Genomic DNA, 17182 nt, shown 5'->3' on the forward strand with positions numbered 1-17182 from the left:
ATGCACGCAAACAGTAGCATCTGGACAGAACGAAGGCATCAGCGTCCCGATAAAGGCGATGGCGACTTGAGAGACGCTTTTCAGCGAGACAAAGCACGCGTTATGCACTCTGCTTCTTTTCGCCGCTTACAAGCCAAAACACAAGTTGTGGGCATAGGTATTAATGACTTTTACAGGACTCGACTAACGCATTCTTTAGAAGCAGCGCAAATTGGTACAGGCATTGTCAATCATCTATGCAAGCAACAACCTGACTTAGCAGCAAAGTTGCAACTCAATGAGCATCTTATTGAGTCTTTGTGCTTAGCGCATGATATCGGCCATCCCCCTTTTGGGCACGGCGGTGAAGTGGCAATGCATTATATGATGTCAGACCATGGTGGCTTTGAAGGAAATGCACAAACTTTTAGAATAATAAGCAAGCTAGAGCCCTATTCCAAAAAACATGGAATGAACTTAGCGCGCAGAACCGCGTTAGGATTGATAAAATACCCAAACTACATCGACAATTTACTCAATCCCTCATTGAAAGTTGATAAACCTATCAACTCTAAGCTTGTAAAAGCATACCAGTGGCACCCTCCTAAAGGTCTTTATCAATGTGACGAGGATAGCTTTGATTGGTTACTTTCACCTATACCTAACAAAGACAAAGATGAGTTTATGTCGGTACAACTCAAGAAACAAAAGCACCATAACACTCATTATAAGTCTTTAGATTGTTCAATCATGGAGCTTGCAGATGATATTGCATATGGTATCCATGACTTAGAAGATGCAGTAGCTACATCTATGGTCTCACAGTCTTACTTTATTGATGAGGTAGTAAAGCCTATCGAAAGCATGCAACTGGAAGGTTTATCTACGCAAATACAAACCATTAATACCCAATTGTTTAGTGGTGACAGCTTTTTGCGTAAAAGCGCCGTTGGTGCTCTAGTCAATTACTTCATTACTTGTATCTTCATTGATAAACAAGATGTATTTGAATCGGATTTATTGGACTATCAAGCCAAATTCCCTTTTGATTTTGCTAAAGCCTTAACTATTTTCAAACAGTTTGTCTTTAAACATGTAATAAAAAAACCTGAATTACAACTTCAGCGCTATAAAGGGCAACAAATGATTATGGCGCTATTTGAAGCCTTTAGCACTGAACCAATGAGGCTACTACCCGTAAACACTGTAAACAGGTGGGAAAAAGCAGAAGAACTTCAGCTAGGGCAAAGGATAATCGCGGATTACATTTCTGGGATGACAGACGAATACGCATCTCGAATTTATGGTCAGTTGTTTTTGCCATACAATGGGTTATCACTCAGTAGCCTAGCATAAGTCTAGTTAGCAATAAAAAATCCAAGTTAACGAAATCCTTTTCCCTTTGAGCGGTCTAATTATTAACAAATCATCGTAAAGGGGTTCACCGGTGCTAATCAAGTCAACCAAACGTAGTGATGAATCAGAAAATCAAGTAACTGATGAAACAGTATTTAATTCACGCAGAGATGTACTTAAAAAGCTTGGTTTTTTAGGCGCGGGGTCTTTGTTAGGTGGCAGCGCGCTTGCAAACCCATTGGATTGGTTTAAAGATGAACGCCCCCCTAAATTTGTTCAATCAGAGCTTAGCTTTAATGTTGATACGAGTACTAAACAAACTTTAACACCTGAATCTCAAGCCATTAACTACAATAACTTTTATGAGTTTGGCACCTCAAAATCAGATCCAGCAAAACATGCTCAAAGCTTTAAGGTAAATCCTTGGAAACTAGAGGTTGAAGGGTTAGTGGAAAATCCATTGACACTCGACTACGATGATTTATTAACTAAATTTCCTCTGGAAGAACGTATATATAGACTTCGTTGTGTTGAGGCGTGGTCTATGGTTATCCCCTGGATTGGCTTTTCGCTATCACGCTTATTGAAACAAGCTAAACCCTTAAGCAGTGCAAAATATGTTGCCTTTGAAACAGTCTATGACCCCAAACAAATGCGTGGACAACGAAGTCGATTCTTGGGCGGTGGTGTTGATTATCCATACATTGAAGGATTGCGACTGGACGAGGCGATGCACCCTCTTGCACTTATGACAGTTGGTATGTACGGTAAAACCCTTCCTCCTCAGAACGGTGCACCGGTAAGACTCACCGTGCCGTGGAAATATGGTTTCAAAAGTATAAAGTCGTTAGTAAAAATTAAACTAGTAGACAAGATGCCTCCTACCAGCTGGAATATTTTGATTCCTAGCGAATATGGTTTTTACGCAAATGTAAATCCAAAGGTCGCTCACCCTAGGTGGAGCCAAGCAAGAGAACGCCGTATTGTTGGAGCCAGCGTGTTAGATCAAAAACGCATTGATACTAAAATGTTTAACGGCTATGAAGAAGTGACGTCGTTGTACACTGGTATGGATTTAGCCCGCTATTACTAACCCACTGTCAACTCAGGAAAAGTTTGTATCAATAAATGAAACCCATTCGAATTAAACCCTGGAAAATACAGACACTAAGACTTTCAATACACGGCTTTTCTAATTTGCTTTTGGGTTTTGCATATTATCAAGCATTACTTGGGCTCGTGTTAGGTGATCCTGTTCAGTATTTATTAGATTTTACCGGTATTGGTGCTTTGAACCTTTTAGCACTTAGTCTTGTTATTTCTCCTATCGCTTCAAAATTGAAGTTTGCTCAATTGATGCCCCTTAGGCGAACACTTGGCATCTATTCTGCGATATACGCAATCGCACATTTCTACGCATTTGTAGCCTTTGAATTACAGTTTGAATGGCTAATAATAGTTTCAGAAATCATCGAGCGACCTTATATCACCGTGGGTTTTATTGCTCTATTTTTGTTGACGACGCTATTAATAACGTCAAATAGGATATCAAAAAATTGGCTAAAATCTCGTTGGCAAAAGCTACACAACTATGTGTATATAAGCGTTTGTCTTGGAGTTTTACATTATTTATGGGCAGTTAAGACAATTGGGCCCCAGCCTGTAATTTACGCTTTTATTTTTGCACTGTTGTTATTTGCTAGAAGGAAAAAAATTACCAATTTGTTCAAAAAGTAGTTGCATGTTTTTTTATACAGTATTACTGTACATCCATACACACTGGATAGGTAGACAGTTATGCATTCAACTAGCTTGCGTTTTATAAATAAAATTTCAACAAATCACGATGATGGTTTTAAGCGCTCCACTACGCAGATGTTTACACATCATCGCCCATATACTGATGATGTTGAAAATCCGTCCTTTGTACAATACACATTATTTGCTCAAACATATAAAGAGCGTAAAAGATGGTTGGCTAATGTTTCGCGCAGTAAGACATTAAAGCAAGCTAAAGTTCATGCTATTAATGTAAAACCAACTGCAAATAAAGATGACTTCGACGTGATTCGCTCTTTATTGATCGCGAAGACATGCCACACTATTTTGTTTGATAAACAATTTGATGTACTGCAAACAAAGGAATTAAAGGATCTAGCACGTTTCAGTGGAACAAAATTAGCGTTTATAAAAGATGAACAGCACAATCGTCACTGTACAGAAAGAAAAGCAGCCCACTAGCGTTTATTAAGCGTTGACTTGATGTGTCTCCCATTTAAATGAATCTGGGTTCATCACTTCAAGCTCTCTGTGTTGTGGTTTACATTTCAGATTCAAGTAGTCACATTCGTTTGGGCGAAACTGAATTAGTGCGTAATTTTTGCTAATCTTAGATATTGCAGAATCTGTTTGAATCTGACCATCTGAATCAATTGGCGATTTTGGTTTAGGTGAATCAAAACTAAGTTTAGCTGTATCAGATAAGCAATCCCAAAAACTTCTGTATAGTATGCCCTCGGTTAAGATCTCTACCTTGCAAGAGATGCGATATTGTTCACGTGTCTTTGCGAAGTACCAACAAATTTGAGCTTCATGCCGATTTTTAAACTCAGTTATTTTTGTACTTCTAATGTCAGTAACCGCATAAATATTATGTTGATCATCGAAGCCTCTAAATACCATTGTTCTTACAGCAGGTAAGTCGTTAGCATCAATACTGGCGACTTGAAAGTATTTAGTTTCATGTTTACTTCTACCTAGGTGTAGAGAACGTTGTATATTTTGTTTCCATTGAGGCATCAAAGTCTATTTCCTAAAAGCATGGAATCAAACGTTTTTGTCACGCTTGATCAAAGAAAATAATTCATAAAAATTATCAGTGGTAACTTTTGCAAGCTCTTGAACCGAAATATTTTTTAATTCGGCAATAAAGTGCGCAACATCTCTCACATACTCTGGCTTATTTTCTTTTCCTCTGTGTGGAACAGGTGCTAACCATGGAGAATCAGTTTCAATAAGTAGCTTTTCCAAAGGAATTTGTTTGACAGTGTCTTGTAATTCCTTCGCACTTTTAAAACTCACAATACCAGAAATAGAAATATACATACCGAGTTCCATCGCTTCGTTTGCCATCTCAAGAGACTCTGTAAAACAGTGTAAAACACCTTTGGTTGATTCGGCCTTATGCTGTTTTAAAGCATTTAAGGTATCTTGCTGTGCATTGCGAGTGTGAATAATTAAAGGTTTATCTAGCGCATTTGCTGCCTTTATATGGTCTACAAAAGAGACTTTTTGTACTTCCTTGGTGTCTGCACTGTAGTGATAGTCTAGGCCTGTTTCTCCTACTGCGACCACTTCTGGTCTACTAACACAGGCTAGTAACGTCTCATAGTCACAAGCATCGTCTTGATGAAGTGGATGAACACCGCAAGAAACGGACACATTATCAAAGCCTTTAACCTTGTCATACATATCTTCGTATTCTCTAACAGATGTTGCGACACAAAGCATATGCTCTACTTTTTGCTCTTGTGCTGATTTAACAACTGATTGGATACCGTTAGGGACATCCTTTAATTTATCTAAATGACAATGTGAATCTACGAACACAGAATATTACTCTTTATTTAAAACTTAAAAATATGGAGTCTTTAAGCGTATTTAAACGTGTGAAAAAAGACTTTGTAAAATGAGTACCTTATTAAGACCAGCATGGTTTAACTTTTTATTTGCATCAACCGTTTTTTGATAGGCAATAAAATCACTTTCTTTATTCGAGTCTTTATATCTATTTAAAAAATATTGCCCTAACCAAACCACTAACTTATCAGCGTCTTTTTGCCATTGTATTGAAGCTTTATTTACACCCGTTGTTCTTTCTATTAATTCTTGAATAGTAAATTCAAAGTCGGTGTACAGAAGACCAGATGCTTGCTCAACGCTATTTTTATATGCTAGTGGTGAACCTTTAAAAGCCCTTAAAGCATCCTTACTCGGCAAAGGGCTTATCGATTCTTGTGACAACCATTCCCTTGCACTTTCAAAATCAGGGGGGTTAACATTTAGTTTTTCGCAACGACTCAATATGGTTGGTAATAGGCGCTGAGACTGACTACTTGTGAGAATAATATAAGTATTATTAGTAGGTTCTTCTAGTGTTTTTAACAGTGAATTGGTTGCAGATTCAGTCATTAAATCTGCATTCGCAATGGTCAACACTTTATTTCCAGACAACTGGGCTGTTTTACTTAAAGTTTCAATTTCTTTTCGTATTAAGTCTATACCGATTTGAGTTTTATCGCTAACCACGACATGATTGTCAGGATGACTACCCGCATCGATTAATTGGCAAGATTTGCAGATGCCGCACGCCAACATACTGACTTTATCTTCACATAATATTTTCTTTGATAAATGCGAGGCATATTGCTCTTTACCAAGACCTATGGTTCCGCTAATTAATATTGCGTGATGTAAAATATTGTTATTAATACGCGAAGCAAGTTGTTGGTTAAGCTCTTTAAACCAAGGAAGCACGCTCATTCTCCAACCTGAATAGTTGCGAACCAATTACTAAGTTGCTCTAACACATCATGATGAACTTGATTCATATCCTGATTTGCATCGATTAAACATGCTTTACTGCTTTGCTCAACAAGTGAATGAAACATTTTTCTAGCTCTTACGAAAAAGTCCATACCAGCTTGCTCAATTCTATCTAACTCGCCCCGCCCTCGGGCACGCGCCAATCCAATCTCGGGAGTCACATCCAAATAAATAGTAAAATCAGGTTCAAAATTGCCTAAAGTCAGTTGCTTTAATTGTTCTAAGCTTTGCAAATCGATTTCTCGTCCGCCGCCTTGATAGGCGATTGACGACCAATTGTGCCTATCTCCAATTACCCACCTGTTTGTTTGCAAAGCTGGTTTAATGACATTATTTACTAACTGACTTCTTGCCGCATACATTAACAACAATTCAGTTTCTTGTGTAACATGCTCATCCCAGTTTTGTTTAACGCATCCTCTTATTGCTTCTGACATCGGCGTGCCACCGGGTTCTCTCGTATTGATTACCAATAAATCGCGTTCTTTTAAAAAAGACTCAATGACTTGAATTACTGATGTTTTGCCAGCGCCTTCAAGGCCTTCTAAAACGATAAAACGAGGCTTCATATTACGTCTATTTCCCTTTGTTTAGCTGATACAAGCCTACGGCCTTATTGTGTTCTGCCAGTGTTTCTGAAAAGTGATGAGTACCATTGCCTTTAGCAACAAAATACAAGTAATCGGTTAATTCAGGCTTAGTTGCCGCTTCCAGCGAAGCCAAGCCCACCATAGCAATGGGCGTTATTGGTAGACCTTTTATCACATAAGTATTGTAGGGCGTTGGCGTACGTAGGTGTTTGCGAGTAATATCGCCCTCATATTCATCTCTAACGCCATAGATAACCGTTGGATCTGTTTGTAAGCGCATATTTTTATGGAGCCTGTTATTGAACACACCAGAAATAAGCCCTCTTTCTGTAGCGACTGCCGTTTCTTTTTCAATAATCGATGCCAAAATCAGTGCATCATATGGAGACCTGATAGCAATATCTTGGTAGCGCGCGCCCCATAAGCGATTAAGGGCATTACTCATTTGAGTGTATGTGCGCTTTAAAGTACTAGAAAGGGTGTCTTGTGACGTGTACAAATAAGTATCAGCCAACAGACATCCTTCCAATTTCTGATAATCATTTCGACAAAAATCATTTGTACTGACAAATTTCTCATACAGAATTGTTTCGTCAGTAATATCAATTATTAGATGTTTTGAATTGATGAGTAATTTCAACCACTGGTCAAACGATTGTCCTTCAATCAAACTGACCGAAAATTGTTTTTGTTGTCCGCTTACTAACTTCTTAAAAAATGTAGATAAGGTTTCTCTTTCAGCCAATTCAAAGTGGCCAACTTTTATCTTTGTTTTTTCTTCATTTAACTTTAACCAAAGCCTAGCGATGTAACGATTTTTTTGCGAATCAAAAAATGGGATGTCCGATAACAACCCGAATGAGGTTTGACCTTTTTCTATCACAAAGTCTTGATGATTAACTACTTTAAAATCAGTGCTAACGACTTGTTGATAAACGACCATCAGAGAAACAATCAGCATGATGGACACAATAAGCATCCCAATCATTAATTTTTTGAGGATGTTCACTTTTTAATTACCTGATAACAGCAAAGAAGTTAACGTTTTATCAATATCGAGGACAACGTTGGTATCAAATGAAAAGCTTTGAGCACCATTAAAGATTGATTTAACTGGGGTAACCCCGTGTACCGCATTGCAAACAAAAGCACTCTTTAACTGGCTCAGTTGTTCAACGCTCATAACACACTCATGCACTTGCATACTAAGTGCTTCTGAATTGTCAATTATGAATTGACGCATGACGCCTGTTACGCCACACAAATCAAGTTTTGGTGTCAACCAATGCTTTCCATCAAACGCGAAAAAATTGGCGGAACTGCTTTCAATCACATGTTGTTCATTATCAAGCATTAACACATCATCAAATTTCGATTCAATTTCAGCATTGTATTGCCATAAGGATCGTTTTGCTAATACTTGCTCGAGTCTATTACAGTGTTTAACACCAGCCAAATAAGGTTGCTTAGCCAGCAAAACGGGGCTTAACATCAAGCTTAAGGCTGCATTCTCTTGAGATTTAAATGGGTGCACAGATACAAAACACTGACTGTTTTGCTTGTCACCAGTTGGGGGCATATATCCTCGACCACCTGTACCTCGAGAAACTAAGACTTTTACAACGCTTTCATTCTTTAGTTGTAAAGCCTGAGTAAATGATTCACCAGTCAAATAATCGAGCAATTCATCTTTAAATGAAAAATCAATCCCGAGCACATCTGCATCACTTTGAAGACGCTGAATGTGTGTGTTCAACAATTGGATTTTTCCTGCACTCGCGCGCATAGTAGTAAAGCAACCATCGCCGTAATTAAACGACCGGTCTGAGCTCGCCACTTGGGTGTGATCAAAAACTCGTTTAGATGGTTGCATATATAATGACTACTTCCCTTTGCAAAAACTCACAATAAATTTTGGCTATCTATTCTGGTTTCTTAAACAGCAATGAGCCATTTGTTCCACCAAAACCAAATGAATTGCAAAGCGCATAGCTATGATTAAATTCACTTGCTTTGTTAGCAACAAAATCTAAATCACACCCTTCTCCCAGTTCATCAATATTGATCGTTGGCGGCGCAATAGCGTCTCTTAAGGCTAATATTGTAAAGATAGCTTCAACCGAACCAGCTGCACCTAAAAGGTGCCCAGTCATCGACTTAGTAGAGCTAACCTTTACCGAATTAGCATGCTCTTTGAACACACTTTTTACTGCGCTAACTTCAGCAACATCACCAGCTGGGGTAGATGTGCCATGAGCATTGATATATCCAATTTGATTGGTTGATATACCCGCATCATTGATAGCGTTTTGCATTGCAGCGGCCGCCCCAGAGCCGTCAGCGGGTGGTGAGGTCATATGATAAGCATCACCGCTCATACCAAAACCGACGACTTCAGCGTAAATTTTTGCACCCCGTGCTTTTGCAGACTCATACTCTTCAAGCATGACTACACCAGCACCCTCTCCCATTACAAATCCATCACGATCTTTGTCCCAAGGTCGGCTTGCTCCTTGTGGGTTATCGTTATTGGTCGAAAGCGCTCTAGCGGCACCAAAACCCGCAATTGCAAGTGGTGTAATTGTAGATTCAGCGCCACCCGCAAGCATTGCGTCAGCATCGTTATAAGCAATAGTTCTCGCCGCAATTCCGATGTTATGCACACCAGTAGTACATGCCGTGACTACATTTAGATTAGGTCCTTTTATTCCTTCCATAATAGAAAGAAAGCCAGAGATCATATTAGTAATCGTAGAGGGAACAAAAAAAGGTGAAACTCGCTTAGGGCCACTTTTTGTTAATTTAGTATGGTTCTCTTCAATCAGTTCCAATCCACCAATGCCTGAACCAACCGACACGCCAATACGATGAGCATTTGTTTCATCGATTTTATAGTTTGAATCTCTGAGCGCTTGCATGCCAGCGACAATACCAAACTGAATGAAGCGATCCATCTTTTTGAGTTCTTTCTTCTGAATATATTGTTCAGGTTCGAAGTCTTTTACCTCGCCTGCAAAACGCGTGTTAAACCCGTCGGTATCGAAACGAGTTATTTCAGAAATGCCGCTTTTTCCAGCTAAAATACCTTTCCAAGTGTCTTCGAAAGTATTGCCAAGGGGGGAAAGCATACCCATACCTGTAACCACTACGCGACGTTTTGCCACAATAGCCTCCGTACAAATAAATGCCTACAAACAAAAAAACGGCTCAAAAGAGCCGTTTTTCATCAAGATTCGATTACGCGTCTTTATTAGCGTTAATATAGTCGATAGCAGATTGAACTGTTGTGATTTTTTCAGCTTCTTCGTCAGGAATTTCAGTATCAAATTCTTCTTCCAAAGCCATTACCAACTCAACTGTATCTAGTGAGTCTGCGCCCAAATCATCAACGAAAGAAGCTTCAGATTTAACTTCTTCTTCTTTAACTCCAAGTTGCTCAACAATGATTTTTCTTACGCGTTCTTCGATGTTACTCATAATATCAGGCTTCCTTTACGTACCTTTTTTAAAATTATGTGAGTAGTTTATTTGTCTACTCAACAGCTTGCAAGCTAATCCATAAAGTATACTCGTGGTCTGTCCACAGTACAAATAAAAAACACTTGCTTGATTAAAACATTATTTTGTTAAATATCTGAAATTAAAAAGATTAATTTCAGATACCATTAAGACATGTACATACCACCGTTCACATGTATCGTTTCGCCCGTTATGTATCCTGCGTCACTTGAGGCTAAAAATGCAACAGTTGCTGCAATTTCGTTTGGATTTCCAAGGCGATTAGCAGGAATATCTTTAAAAATAGCTTCCTTTTGATCGTCTGTTAGACTTTTTGTCATATCTGTATCGATAAATCCAGGTGATACCACATTTACCGTAATGCCTCTTGAGGCTATTTCCCTCGCCATCGATTTGCTAAAACCAATAACTGCTGCTTTTGCAGCTGCATAATTTGCTTGCCCAGCATTTCCAGAAGACCCAACCACTGAGCCAATAGTAACGATTCTGCCATGCTTTTTCTTCATCATTCCGCGCAATACGGCTTTGGACAATTTAAACACGGAGGTTAAATTTGTTTGAATAATGTCATCCCACTCGGCATCTTTCATCCGCATCAATAGATTATCTCGGGTAATCCCTGCATTGTTGATGAGTATATCAATCGTACCGTATTTTTCATTGATTTGATTCAAAAGGTGACTCATTGAGTCCTCTTCGGTTACGTTTAAAGCCATACCGCTTCCGTTAGCGCCCAGATAATCACTAATCGCCAGCGCACCCTTTTCTGAAGTTGCAGTGCCAATAACGGTCGCCCCATGGCTCGCTAATTTCTCTGCAATCGCTTTACCGATTCCACGACTCGCACCCGTCACTAGGGCTACTTTTCCAGATAAATCTGACATACTGCTTCCTTAAACTATTTTGATTCTTTTGTTTTTTAACTGCATTCCTAAGAATAGTTCTTAACTAAAGTCACTTGGCGAACTGACACTTTTAAGGTTCAAAGTCTTATCAATTCTTTTATTTAATCCACTAAGTACTTTTCCGGGACCAACTTCGATGATGCTCGAAACGCCGTTTTGAGTTAATAACCTAACTGATTCCGTCCATCTAACTGGCATATATAGCTGTCTTAGCAAAGCATCCTTAATCTTTTCTATATCTGTTTCTATACTCACATCAACGTTGTTCACGACATTATAAAGAGGTTTATTCATCACTGTGTTCGATAACAACGCCGAAAGACGATCTGCAGCGGGTTGCATTAACGCGCAGTGAGATGGAACACTAACAGCTAAAGGTAATGCTCTTTTTGCCCCCGCGTCCTTGCAAGCACTAGCGGCAAGCTCAGTTGCATGTTTACTGCCGGCAATAACCACCTGGCCAGGCGAATTGAAATTAACCGCTGAAACAATTTCACCGGTTTGGTTAGCGACTTGTTCACATGACTGAATAATAAGTTCATCATCAAGACCAATAATCGCGAACATTGCGCCCGTGCCATTTGGCACGGCTTCTTGCATAAAAACGCCACGAGCTTCTACTAGTTTGACTGCATCTGCTAAATCAAACACACCTGCACAAGTCAGCGCAGAGTATTCGCCTAAACTGTGACCGGCTAAAAAGTCTACGCTCGGCTTTACGTTTTCGAGTAGTACTTCCCAACATGCAACACTAGCAGTTAGCAACGCGGGCTGAGTAATTTGAGTTTGATTGAGTTTAGAACCATCGTCCTCTTGAACCAATTTCCATAGATCGTACCCCAAAGCATCGGATGCCTTTTCAAAACACCGAGATACACTACTATATTCAAGTGCTAGGTCCTTCAACATACCAACAGATTGAGACCCTTGACCTGGAAATACAAAAGCAGATTTATTTGTCGATTCACTCATTTAGGCTTCCTTTTTTCTTATTATTGAGGATTATTTTTTGCGGACGACTTTAATATAAGCCACCAACGCAACACCCCATACTTCTCGTTAACTCATATTAAAAATTAACTTTTAAATTTAAAACTAGTACTTAACTAATGCTGATGCCCATGCAAAGCCACCACCAAACGCTTCTAGTAATAAATTCTGACCACGCTTTATTCTTCCATCTCGGATTGCCGTATCTAACGCTGTAGGTACAGTAGCAGCAGAGGTGTTACCGAAATGCTCAAGCGTCATAACGACTTGATCCAGAGACATATCGAGCTTTTTAGCCGTCGCTTTAATGATTCTAAAGTTAGCTTGGTGAGGAACTAACCAATCTAGATCTGATTTTTTCATATTATTAGCTGCAAGTGTCTCTTCAACTATTTCACTGAGCTTGGTAACCGCCACCTTGAACACTTCGTTGCCTTTCATTGAGCCCCAATTTTCGTGCACAGAAACTTCGTCACCATGCCTGACATTTCCAACCTTCAATAAATCAGTATAGGAGCCGGCAGCATTAATATGAGTTGACAAAATACCAGGTTCTTCACTTGCCTCTATGATTGTTGCGCCCGCAGCATCACCAAATAAAATAATCATACTACGATCTTCCGGGTTGATTAATCGACTTAAACAATCAGACCCAATAACCAAAATACGCTTTGCCATGCCAGATTTTATATATTGATCCGCTACACTTAACGCATAACAGTAACCTGCGCATGCGGCGGCCACATCAAATGCTGGAATATTGTCAACTTCCAAGATTTTTTGAATTTCACACGCAGTAGATGGCAAAGCGTGACGACCACTTGTCGTTGCACAAACAATCATATCAATATCAGTGGCCTTTAAACCTGCGGCATCAAGTGCCTCTGCAGCTGCACTGGCACCCATCGTTGCAGCAGTTTCATGCTCACCGATAATTCTTCTCTCTTTGATACCCGTTCGATCAGTAATCCACTCGTCAGAAGTGTCGACCATAACTTCTAAATCTGCATTTGAGCGCACTTCACTAGGATAGTAACTTCCCGTTCCTATGATTCGTGAAAACATGTTTTAATGCTCCAGTAAGACGTTTTCTATTTTTGTTTTTATTTTTTCTGGGACTTGCTGCTCAACTTCGTTGATTGCTTGCAAAATTGCATAATGGCATGCATCCACAGACGCATTACCGTGACTCTTGACGACAATGCCGCGCAATCCTATCAGACTGGCACCGTTATACTGGTCGGGGTTCATGCGCCGATAGACTTTTTTTAGGTAAGGCAAGATTAATTTACTGGCTAATTTAGTATAAAACGATTCTGACATTGCCTTTCGAACTTCATCAATGACAAATTTCGCGATGCCTTCACTTGTTTTCAGTGTAACGTTACCAGTAAAGCCATCAGTGACAATAACATCAGCATCACCACTGAAAATTCGATTACCTTCTATGTAGCCAATATAGTTAAGCGCCTCGCAATTGCTCAACAATAAGTTTGCATGCTTTACTAAGCTACTACCTTTTATGTCTTCTTCTCCCACGTTGAGCAGGGCTATACGAGGTTGTTTTATTTGATAGCAATTTTCGGCCAGCACAGAAGCCATAACTGCATATTGAAATAATGCTTCAGCATCACAATTGACCGAAGCACCCAAGTCAAGCAACTGAACTTTATTTTTTTTCTGTGTGGGAAGTGCACTGATTAATGCTGGGCGAGCAATACCAGGGAGACATTTCAAGACATAGAATGCAGTCGCCATTAAGGCACCTGTGTTACCTGAACTTACACAGGCTTGCGCTTCTTGACGCGCTACTGCTTCTAATGCCAAGCGCATTGAACTTAGCTTTTTTTTACGCAAAGCATCGGTAGGCTTGTCAGACATCTGTACAGTTTGCTCGCATAGTTGGTAGCTAAAGCGTGTTTTAAACTCGGCAGTTAGTAGTGCTAGTTTTTGAGTAGAAACGGATTTATCACCGAATGCAATGATGGTTAAGTGGGGTATATTTTCGAGAGAATGTTTTACAGCATCTAAAATAACATGGGGGCCGTGATCGCCCCCCATGATATCTAATGCAATCGTTACACTAGACAAAATCAATCGCCAAATTAATCAGCGACGACTTTATTGCCTTTGTAGAAACCATCAGCAGTCACATGGTGACGACGATGAGTTTCGCCAGACGTTTGGTCAACCGATAAAGTTGGGCCAGTCAATGCATCGTGTGAACGACGAGTCCCGCGCTTTGCACGAGCCTTTTTGCTTTTTTGTACAGCCATAGGTTACTCCTAATCTCGCTTAAGCTCTTTTAAAACCTCAAAAGGGTTTTTGCGCTCTTGTTCCGGTTCGATTTTGCCAAACGTCATATCATCTGGACCCACATTACAATCTTCTTCTGCATGAAGTGCAACAATAGGAAGTGATAAAATCAGTTCATCTTCAACTAGTTGAAGCAAATCGACTTCTCCGTGGTCATTGACCTCTACCGGTTCGTAAGCTGATGGTAACGCCGCTTCTTCATCTTCCCCCTGCACGGGGCTGAACGTAAATTCGACTGCAATCGAATCCGAATAAGCCTTGTTACACCTTTGGCAAAGTAGTTCTACTTCTGCGTTTGCATTACCGTGAAAGTAAGTAAGACTCTGCGCGTCTTTTTCAAACTTAACATCCACTGAAATCCATTCACCAGAAGCTTCAACTGCACTATTTAATCGTTCCATTAAATCAGATGCGTAGACGCCAACGTAAGTCGAACGTTTCATTGCACTTTTTGTCGGATCTATTAATTGGGGCAGTTTTACTTTGGCCATAGCGCGCGCATGATATAGTGTATGTTGTTTTTAGTCAAAGTATTTTAAGGCTGATAGTTTTATGCCCACTCGCATTATGCACCCTGCGCGCTCTTTAAAGTTTTTACTCGCATCCTCCTCGCCATACCGATACAAGTTATTGCAACAACTTATACCTCAATTTGAGCAAGCCTCACCCGATATAGATGAATCAGCTTTAGATGGAGAGTCAGCCGAACAATTAGTAATACGGCTCAGTCGAGCAAAAGCCCTAGCGTTAAAATCAGACTATCCTGATCATGTCATCATCGCTTCAGATCAGGTTGCACTTCTTGAAAATCAATATTCAACAATATTGACCAAACCACTAGACGAGATAAACGCATTTAATCAACTAAAACAATGCAGCGGTAAACAAGTTCTTTTTTTAACTGGCCTATCAGTCATTGCTCCCGGTTGCGAACAAATGACAGAGTGCGATGTAAACGAAGTTCAATTTCGCCACTTAAGCGATGAACAAATCAAACACTATATAAAAACAGAAAAGCCCTTAGATTGTGCAGGTAGTTTTAAAGTTGAAGCCTTGGGAATTTCTTTATTTTCTAAATTATCAGGTAAGGACCCAAATGCATTAGTCGGTTTACCATTAATCACGCTAAATCAAATTCTGTTTAACTTAGGAATTGATACCTTGGCCTAGCGCCTTAAAATTTAGAGGTTGCCTTTTAACTATGATAATTAAACACATTGTTAATGTTTTCTATAGTTTTGGTTCTATACGGGACTATATGGTGTTACAGATATATAAACTGGCGATGCAGCTAGCTATATAAACGAAAGTAATTCTGAAAAATGATCAATCACCTTTATTGGGCGATGTTTTTCAAGGGCTTCTTTATCATGAACGCCATATGAAACAGCCACTCTAGGCATATCTATGTTTTCTGCCATTTGCATATCATAGACAGTGTCACCTATCATCAGGACCTCTTCGGCTTTGACGTTCCAGTGTGTTAGTATTTGTAACAACATATCAGATGAGGGTTTAGATTCTGCTTCGTCAGCGCAACGAGACACGTCAAAGAAGTGCTTAGACTCCGTCAACTTCCACGCACGCTCTAATCCACGCCTAGCTTTACCCGTAGCGACAGCTAATGATGCGGATTGTTTAAGTGTCGATAACGTTTCAAAAGCGCCATCAAATAAAGGGCAAGGTGTAGTATCTTTCGCCAAAAACGCTTCTTTATAATGAGAAACCACTTCTTCAGCTTTTTGTTCATCAATATCAAACAATTTAAAAATTGCAGGTTTAAGGCTGATACCGATGATGTGTTCAACTTCTTTAGCAGTGGGAACCGGCAAAGAGGATTGCTTTGCAGCAATTTGCATACAATTTACTATTTTTGCTGCCGAATCCATGACTGTGCCATCCCAGTCGAAGATAAAATATTTAAATGTCATGTACATGTTCGCTTAAGAGTTTAGTCAGCGCCTCATCATAAGGCGCAGTAAACTTCATCTTCTTTTCGGTAGATGGATGGATGAATGAAATACTGTTTGCGTGCAAGAATAAACGATTAAAACCTATCGATTTAAGTCGAGCGTCAAACACTGAATCTCCGTATTTTGAATCTTGCGCAATCGGATGCCCAGCGTGTAAACAGTGAACCCGAATTTGATGTGTTCGCCCAGTAATTGGACTTGCCTCTACTAGAGTCGATTTTGAGAATTGCTCTAAAATTCGATATCTCGTTTCAGAAGGTTTACCGTTTAACGAGACGGATACTAATCGTTCGCCACTTTTCAATGTGTTTTTTTCTAGCGCTGCTACGACTTTAAATCGGTGTTCGGGCCATTGACCACAAACCAATGCATGATAACGCTTATCGACTTGCTTGTGCCGCAATTGTTCGTGAAGATGCCTCAAAGCAGAGCGTTTTTTCGCAATCAACAAACAGCCAGAGGTATCTCGGTCGATACGGTGCACTAGTTCTAAAAACCGACTATCAGGTCTAAGCGCTCTTAAACCTTCTATGACGCCAAAATTCACACCACTGCCACCATGAACAGCGATACCTGATGGCTTGTTAAACACAATAATGCGATCATCTTCATATAAAATATGAGTTTCAAGAGAAGCTACTTTATTTAAGTTGACGTTATTGTTAGGTTTATCAGCAACTCTGACAGGCGGAATTCTAAGCACGTCGCCAATACTTAGCTTGTATTCTGGCTTAACTCTTTTCTTGTTTACTCTTACCTCACCTTTGCGCAAAACTCTGTAAATCATGCTCTTAGGAACACCCTTAAGTCGCGCGATTAGGTAGTTATCTACGCGCTGAAGGGCATGGTCATCGGTAATCTCGATGAGTTGTACAGTTTTAAATTCTTCATTCATGATTGTAGTATACACGCGTAGTGAAATGACTAACACTAAGGATTAATAGCTTTT

21 protein-coding genes are annotated in these 17182 nt (G+C 39.7%); 5 read left to right on the forward strand and 16 right to left on the reverse strand.

Annotation, left to right across the window (positions count from 1 at the left end; genetic code table 11):
• The 4 genes from KUL10_RS01490 (at position 1) to KUL10_RS01505 (ending at position 3576) form a co-directional block, all read left to right on the forward strand.
• The gene (locus KUL10_RS01490) at positions 1 to 1335 is read left to right on the forward strand and encodes an anti-phage deoxyguanosine triphosphatase (protein WP_110427138.1); all 1335 of its coding nucleotides are present in this window, start codon (positions 1 to 3) and stop codon (positions 1333 to 1335) included.
• A 91-nt stretch (positions 1336 to 1426) separates the two neighbouring features.
• Entirely contained in the window at positions 1427 to 2428 is a 1002-nt protein-coding gene (gene msrP, locus KUL10_RS01495; protein WP_110427139.1) for a protein-methionine-sulfoxide reductase catalytic subunit MsrP, read from the forward strand.
• A gap of 35 nt (positions 2429 to 2463) precedes the next feature.
• A complete protein-coding gene (msrQ, locus tag KUL10_RS01500; protein ID WP_110427140.1) occupies positions 2464 to 3072 on the forward strand; it encodes a protein-methionine-sulfoxide reductase heme-binding subunit MsrQ in 609 nt (202 codons plus the stop codon).
• 60 nt (positions 3073 to 3132) lie between these two features.
• Positions 3133 to 3576: a hypothetical protein gene (locus KUL10_RS01505; protein ID WP_110427141.1), complete on the forward strand. Its 444-nt coding sequence runs from the start codon at positions 3133 to 3135 to the stop codon at positions 3574 to 3576.
• A gap of 6 nt (positions 3577 to 3582) precedes the next feature.
• On the opposite strand, the gene KUL10_RS01510 is transcribed toward KUL10_RS01505, so the two are convergent.
• From KUL10_RS01510 to yceD, 14 genes are all read right to left on the reverse strand, one after another.
• Positions 3583 to 4134: a pyridoxamine 5'-phosphate oxidase family protein gene (locus KUL10_RS01510; protein ID WP_110427142.1), complete on the reverse strand. Its 552-nt coding sequence runs from the start codon at positions 4132 to 4134 to the stop codon at positions 3583 to 3585.
• A gap of 27 nt (positions 4135 to 4161) precedes the next feature.
• Positions 4162 to 4944, reverse strand: coding sequence for a TatD family hydrolase (locus KUL10_RS01515; protein ID WP_110427143.1), 783 nt, complete (start codon positions 4942 to 4944; stop codon positions 4162 to 4164).
• 51 nt (positions 4945 to 4995) lie between these two features.
• On the reverse strand, positions 4996 to 5877 hold the full coding sequence (gene holB, locus KUL10_RS01520; RefSeq protein WP_110427144.1) for a DNA polymerase III subunit delta': 882 nt from the start codon (positions 5875 to 5877) through the stop codon (positions 4996 to 4998).
• Positions 5874 to 6509 (reverse strand): dTMP kinase, encoded by a 636-nt coding sequence (gene tmk, locus KUL10_RS01525; RefSeq protein ID WP_110427145.1) that lies wholly within the window; start codon positions 6507 to 6509, stop codon positions 5874 to 5876. The genes holB and tmk overlap by 4 nt, the downstream gene beginning before the upstream one ends.
• 7 nt (positions 6510 to 6516) lie before the next feature.
• Positions 6517 to 7539 carry an endolytic transglycosylase MltG gene (mltG, locus tag KUL10_RS01530; RefSeq protein ID WP_233499663.1) on the reverse strand — a complete coding sequence of 341 codons (1023 nt, stop codon included), beginning with the start codon at positions 7537 to 7539 and terminating at the stop codon, positions 6517 to 6519.
• Positions 7540 to 7542: 3 nt separating this feature from the next.
• Positions 7543 to 8403 carry an aminodeoxychorismate lyase gene (gene pabC / locus KUL10_RS01535; RefSeq protein WP_110427146.1) on the reverse strand — a complete coding sequence of 287 codons (861 nt, stop codon included), beginning with the start codon at positions 8401 to 8403 and terminating at the stop codon, positions 7543 to 7545.
• Between the two features lie 49 nt (positions 8404 to 8452).
• Positions 8453 to 9694, reverse strand: coding sequence for a beta-ketoacyl-ACP synthase II (gene fabF, locus KUL10_RS01540; RefSeq protein WP_110427147.1), 1242 nt, complete (start codon positions 9692 to 9694; stop codon positions 8453 to 8455).
• A gap of 73 nt (positions 9695 to 9767) precedes the next feature.
• Entirely contained in the window at positions 9768 to 10007 is a 240-nt protein-coding gene (gene acpP / locus KUL10_RS01545; protein ID WP_110427148.1) for an acyl carrier protein, read from the reverse strand.
• Between the two features lie 188 nt (positions 10008 to 10195).
• Complete coding sequence (fabG, locus tag KUL10_RS01550; RefSeq protein WP_110427149.1) at positions 10196 to 10933, reverse strand: 3-oxoacyl-ACP reductase FabG; 738 nt, start codon at positions 10931 to 10933, stop codon at positions 10196 to 10198.
• Positions 10934 to 10993: 60 nt separating this feature from the next.
• Positions 10994 to 11926, reverse strand: a complete 933-nt coding sequence (fabD, locus tag KUL10_RS01555; protein WP_110427150.1) for an ACP S-malonyltransferase — start codon at positions 11924 to 11926, stop codon at positions 10994 to 10996.
• A 123-nt stretch (positions 11927 to 12049) separates the two neighbouring features.
• A complete protein-coding gene (locus KUL10_RS01560; protein WP_110427151.1) occupies positions 12050 to 13009 on the reverse strand; it encodes a beta-ketoacyl-ACP synthase III in 960 nt (319 codons plus the stop codon).
• A gap of 3 nt (positions 13010 to 13012) precedes the next feature.
• Complete coding sequence (gene plsX / locus KUL10_RS01565) at positions 13013 to 14035, reverse strand: phosphate acyltransferase PlsX (RefSeq protein WP_110427577.1); 1023 nt, start codon at positions 14033 to 14035, stop codon at positions 13013 to 13015.
• 14 nt (positions 14036 to 14049) lie between these two features.
• Positions 14050 to 14220 (reverse strand): 50S ribosomal protein L32, encoded by a 171-nt coding sequence (gene rpmF / locus KUL10_RS01570; protein ID WP_110427152.1) that lies wholly within the window; start codon positions 14218 to 14220, stop codon positions 14050 to 14052.
• Between the two features lie 9 nt (positions 14221 to 14229).
• The gene (gene yceD / locus KUL10_RS01575) at positions 14230 to 14751 is read right to left on the reverse strand and encodes a 23S rRNA accumulation protein YceD (protein ID WP_110427153.1); all 522 of its coding nucleotides are present in this window, start codon (positions 14749 to 14751) and stop codon (positions 14230 to 14232) included.
• A 61-nt stretch (positions 14752 to 14812) separates the two neighbouring features.
• Between yceD and KUL10_RS01580 the strand changes: the two genes are divergently transcribed.
• On the forward strand, positions 14813 to 15430 hold the full coding sequence (locus KUL10_RS01580; protein WP_233499664.1) for a nucleoside triphosphate pyrophosphatase: 618 nt from the start codon (positions 14813 to 14815) through the stop codon (positions 15428 to 15430).
• Positions 15431 to 15555: 125 nt separating this feature from the next.
• On the opposite strand, the gene KUL10_RS01585 is transcribed toward KUL10_RS01580, so the two are convergent.
• Positions 15556 to 16191 carry an HAD family hydrolase gene (locus KUL10_RS01585; protein WP_110427154.1) on the reverse strand — a complete coding sequence of 212 codons (636 nt, stop codon included), beginning with the start codon at positions 16189 to 16191 and terminating at the stop codon, positions 15556 to 15558.
• Positions 16181 to 17128, reverse strand: coding sequence for a 23S rRNA pseudouridine(955/2504/2580) synthase RluC (gene rluC, locus KUL10_RS01590; protein WP_110427155.1), 948 nt, complete (start codon positions 17126 to 17128; stop codon positions 16181 to 16183). The genes KUL10_RS01585 and rluC overlap by 11 nt, the downstream gene beginning before the upstream one ends.
• Positions 17129 to 17182 lie beyond the last annotated feature (54 nt).

It is taken from the genome of Glaciecola sp. KUL10, assembly GCF_003203515.1.
Taxonomy (GTDB): domain Bacteria; phylum Pseudomonadota; class Gammaproteobacteria; order Enterobacterales; family Alteromonadaceae; genus Glaciecola.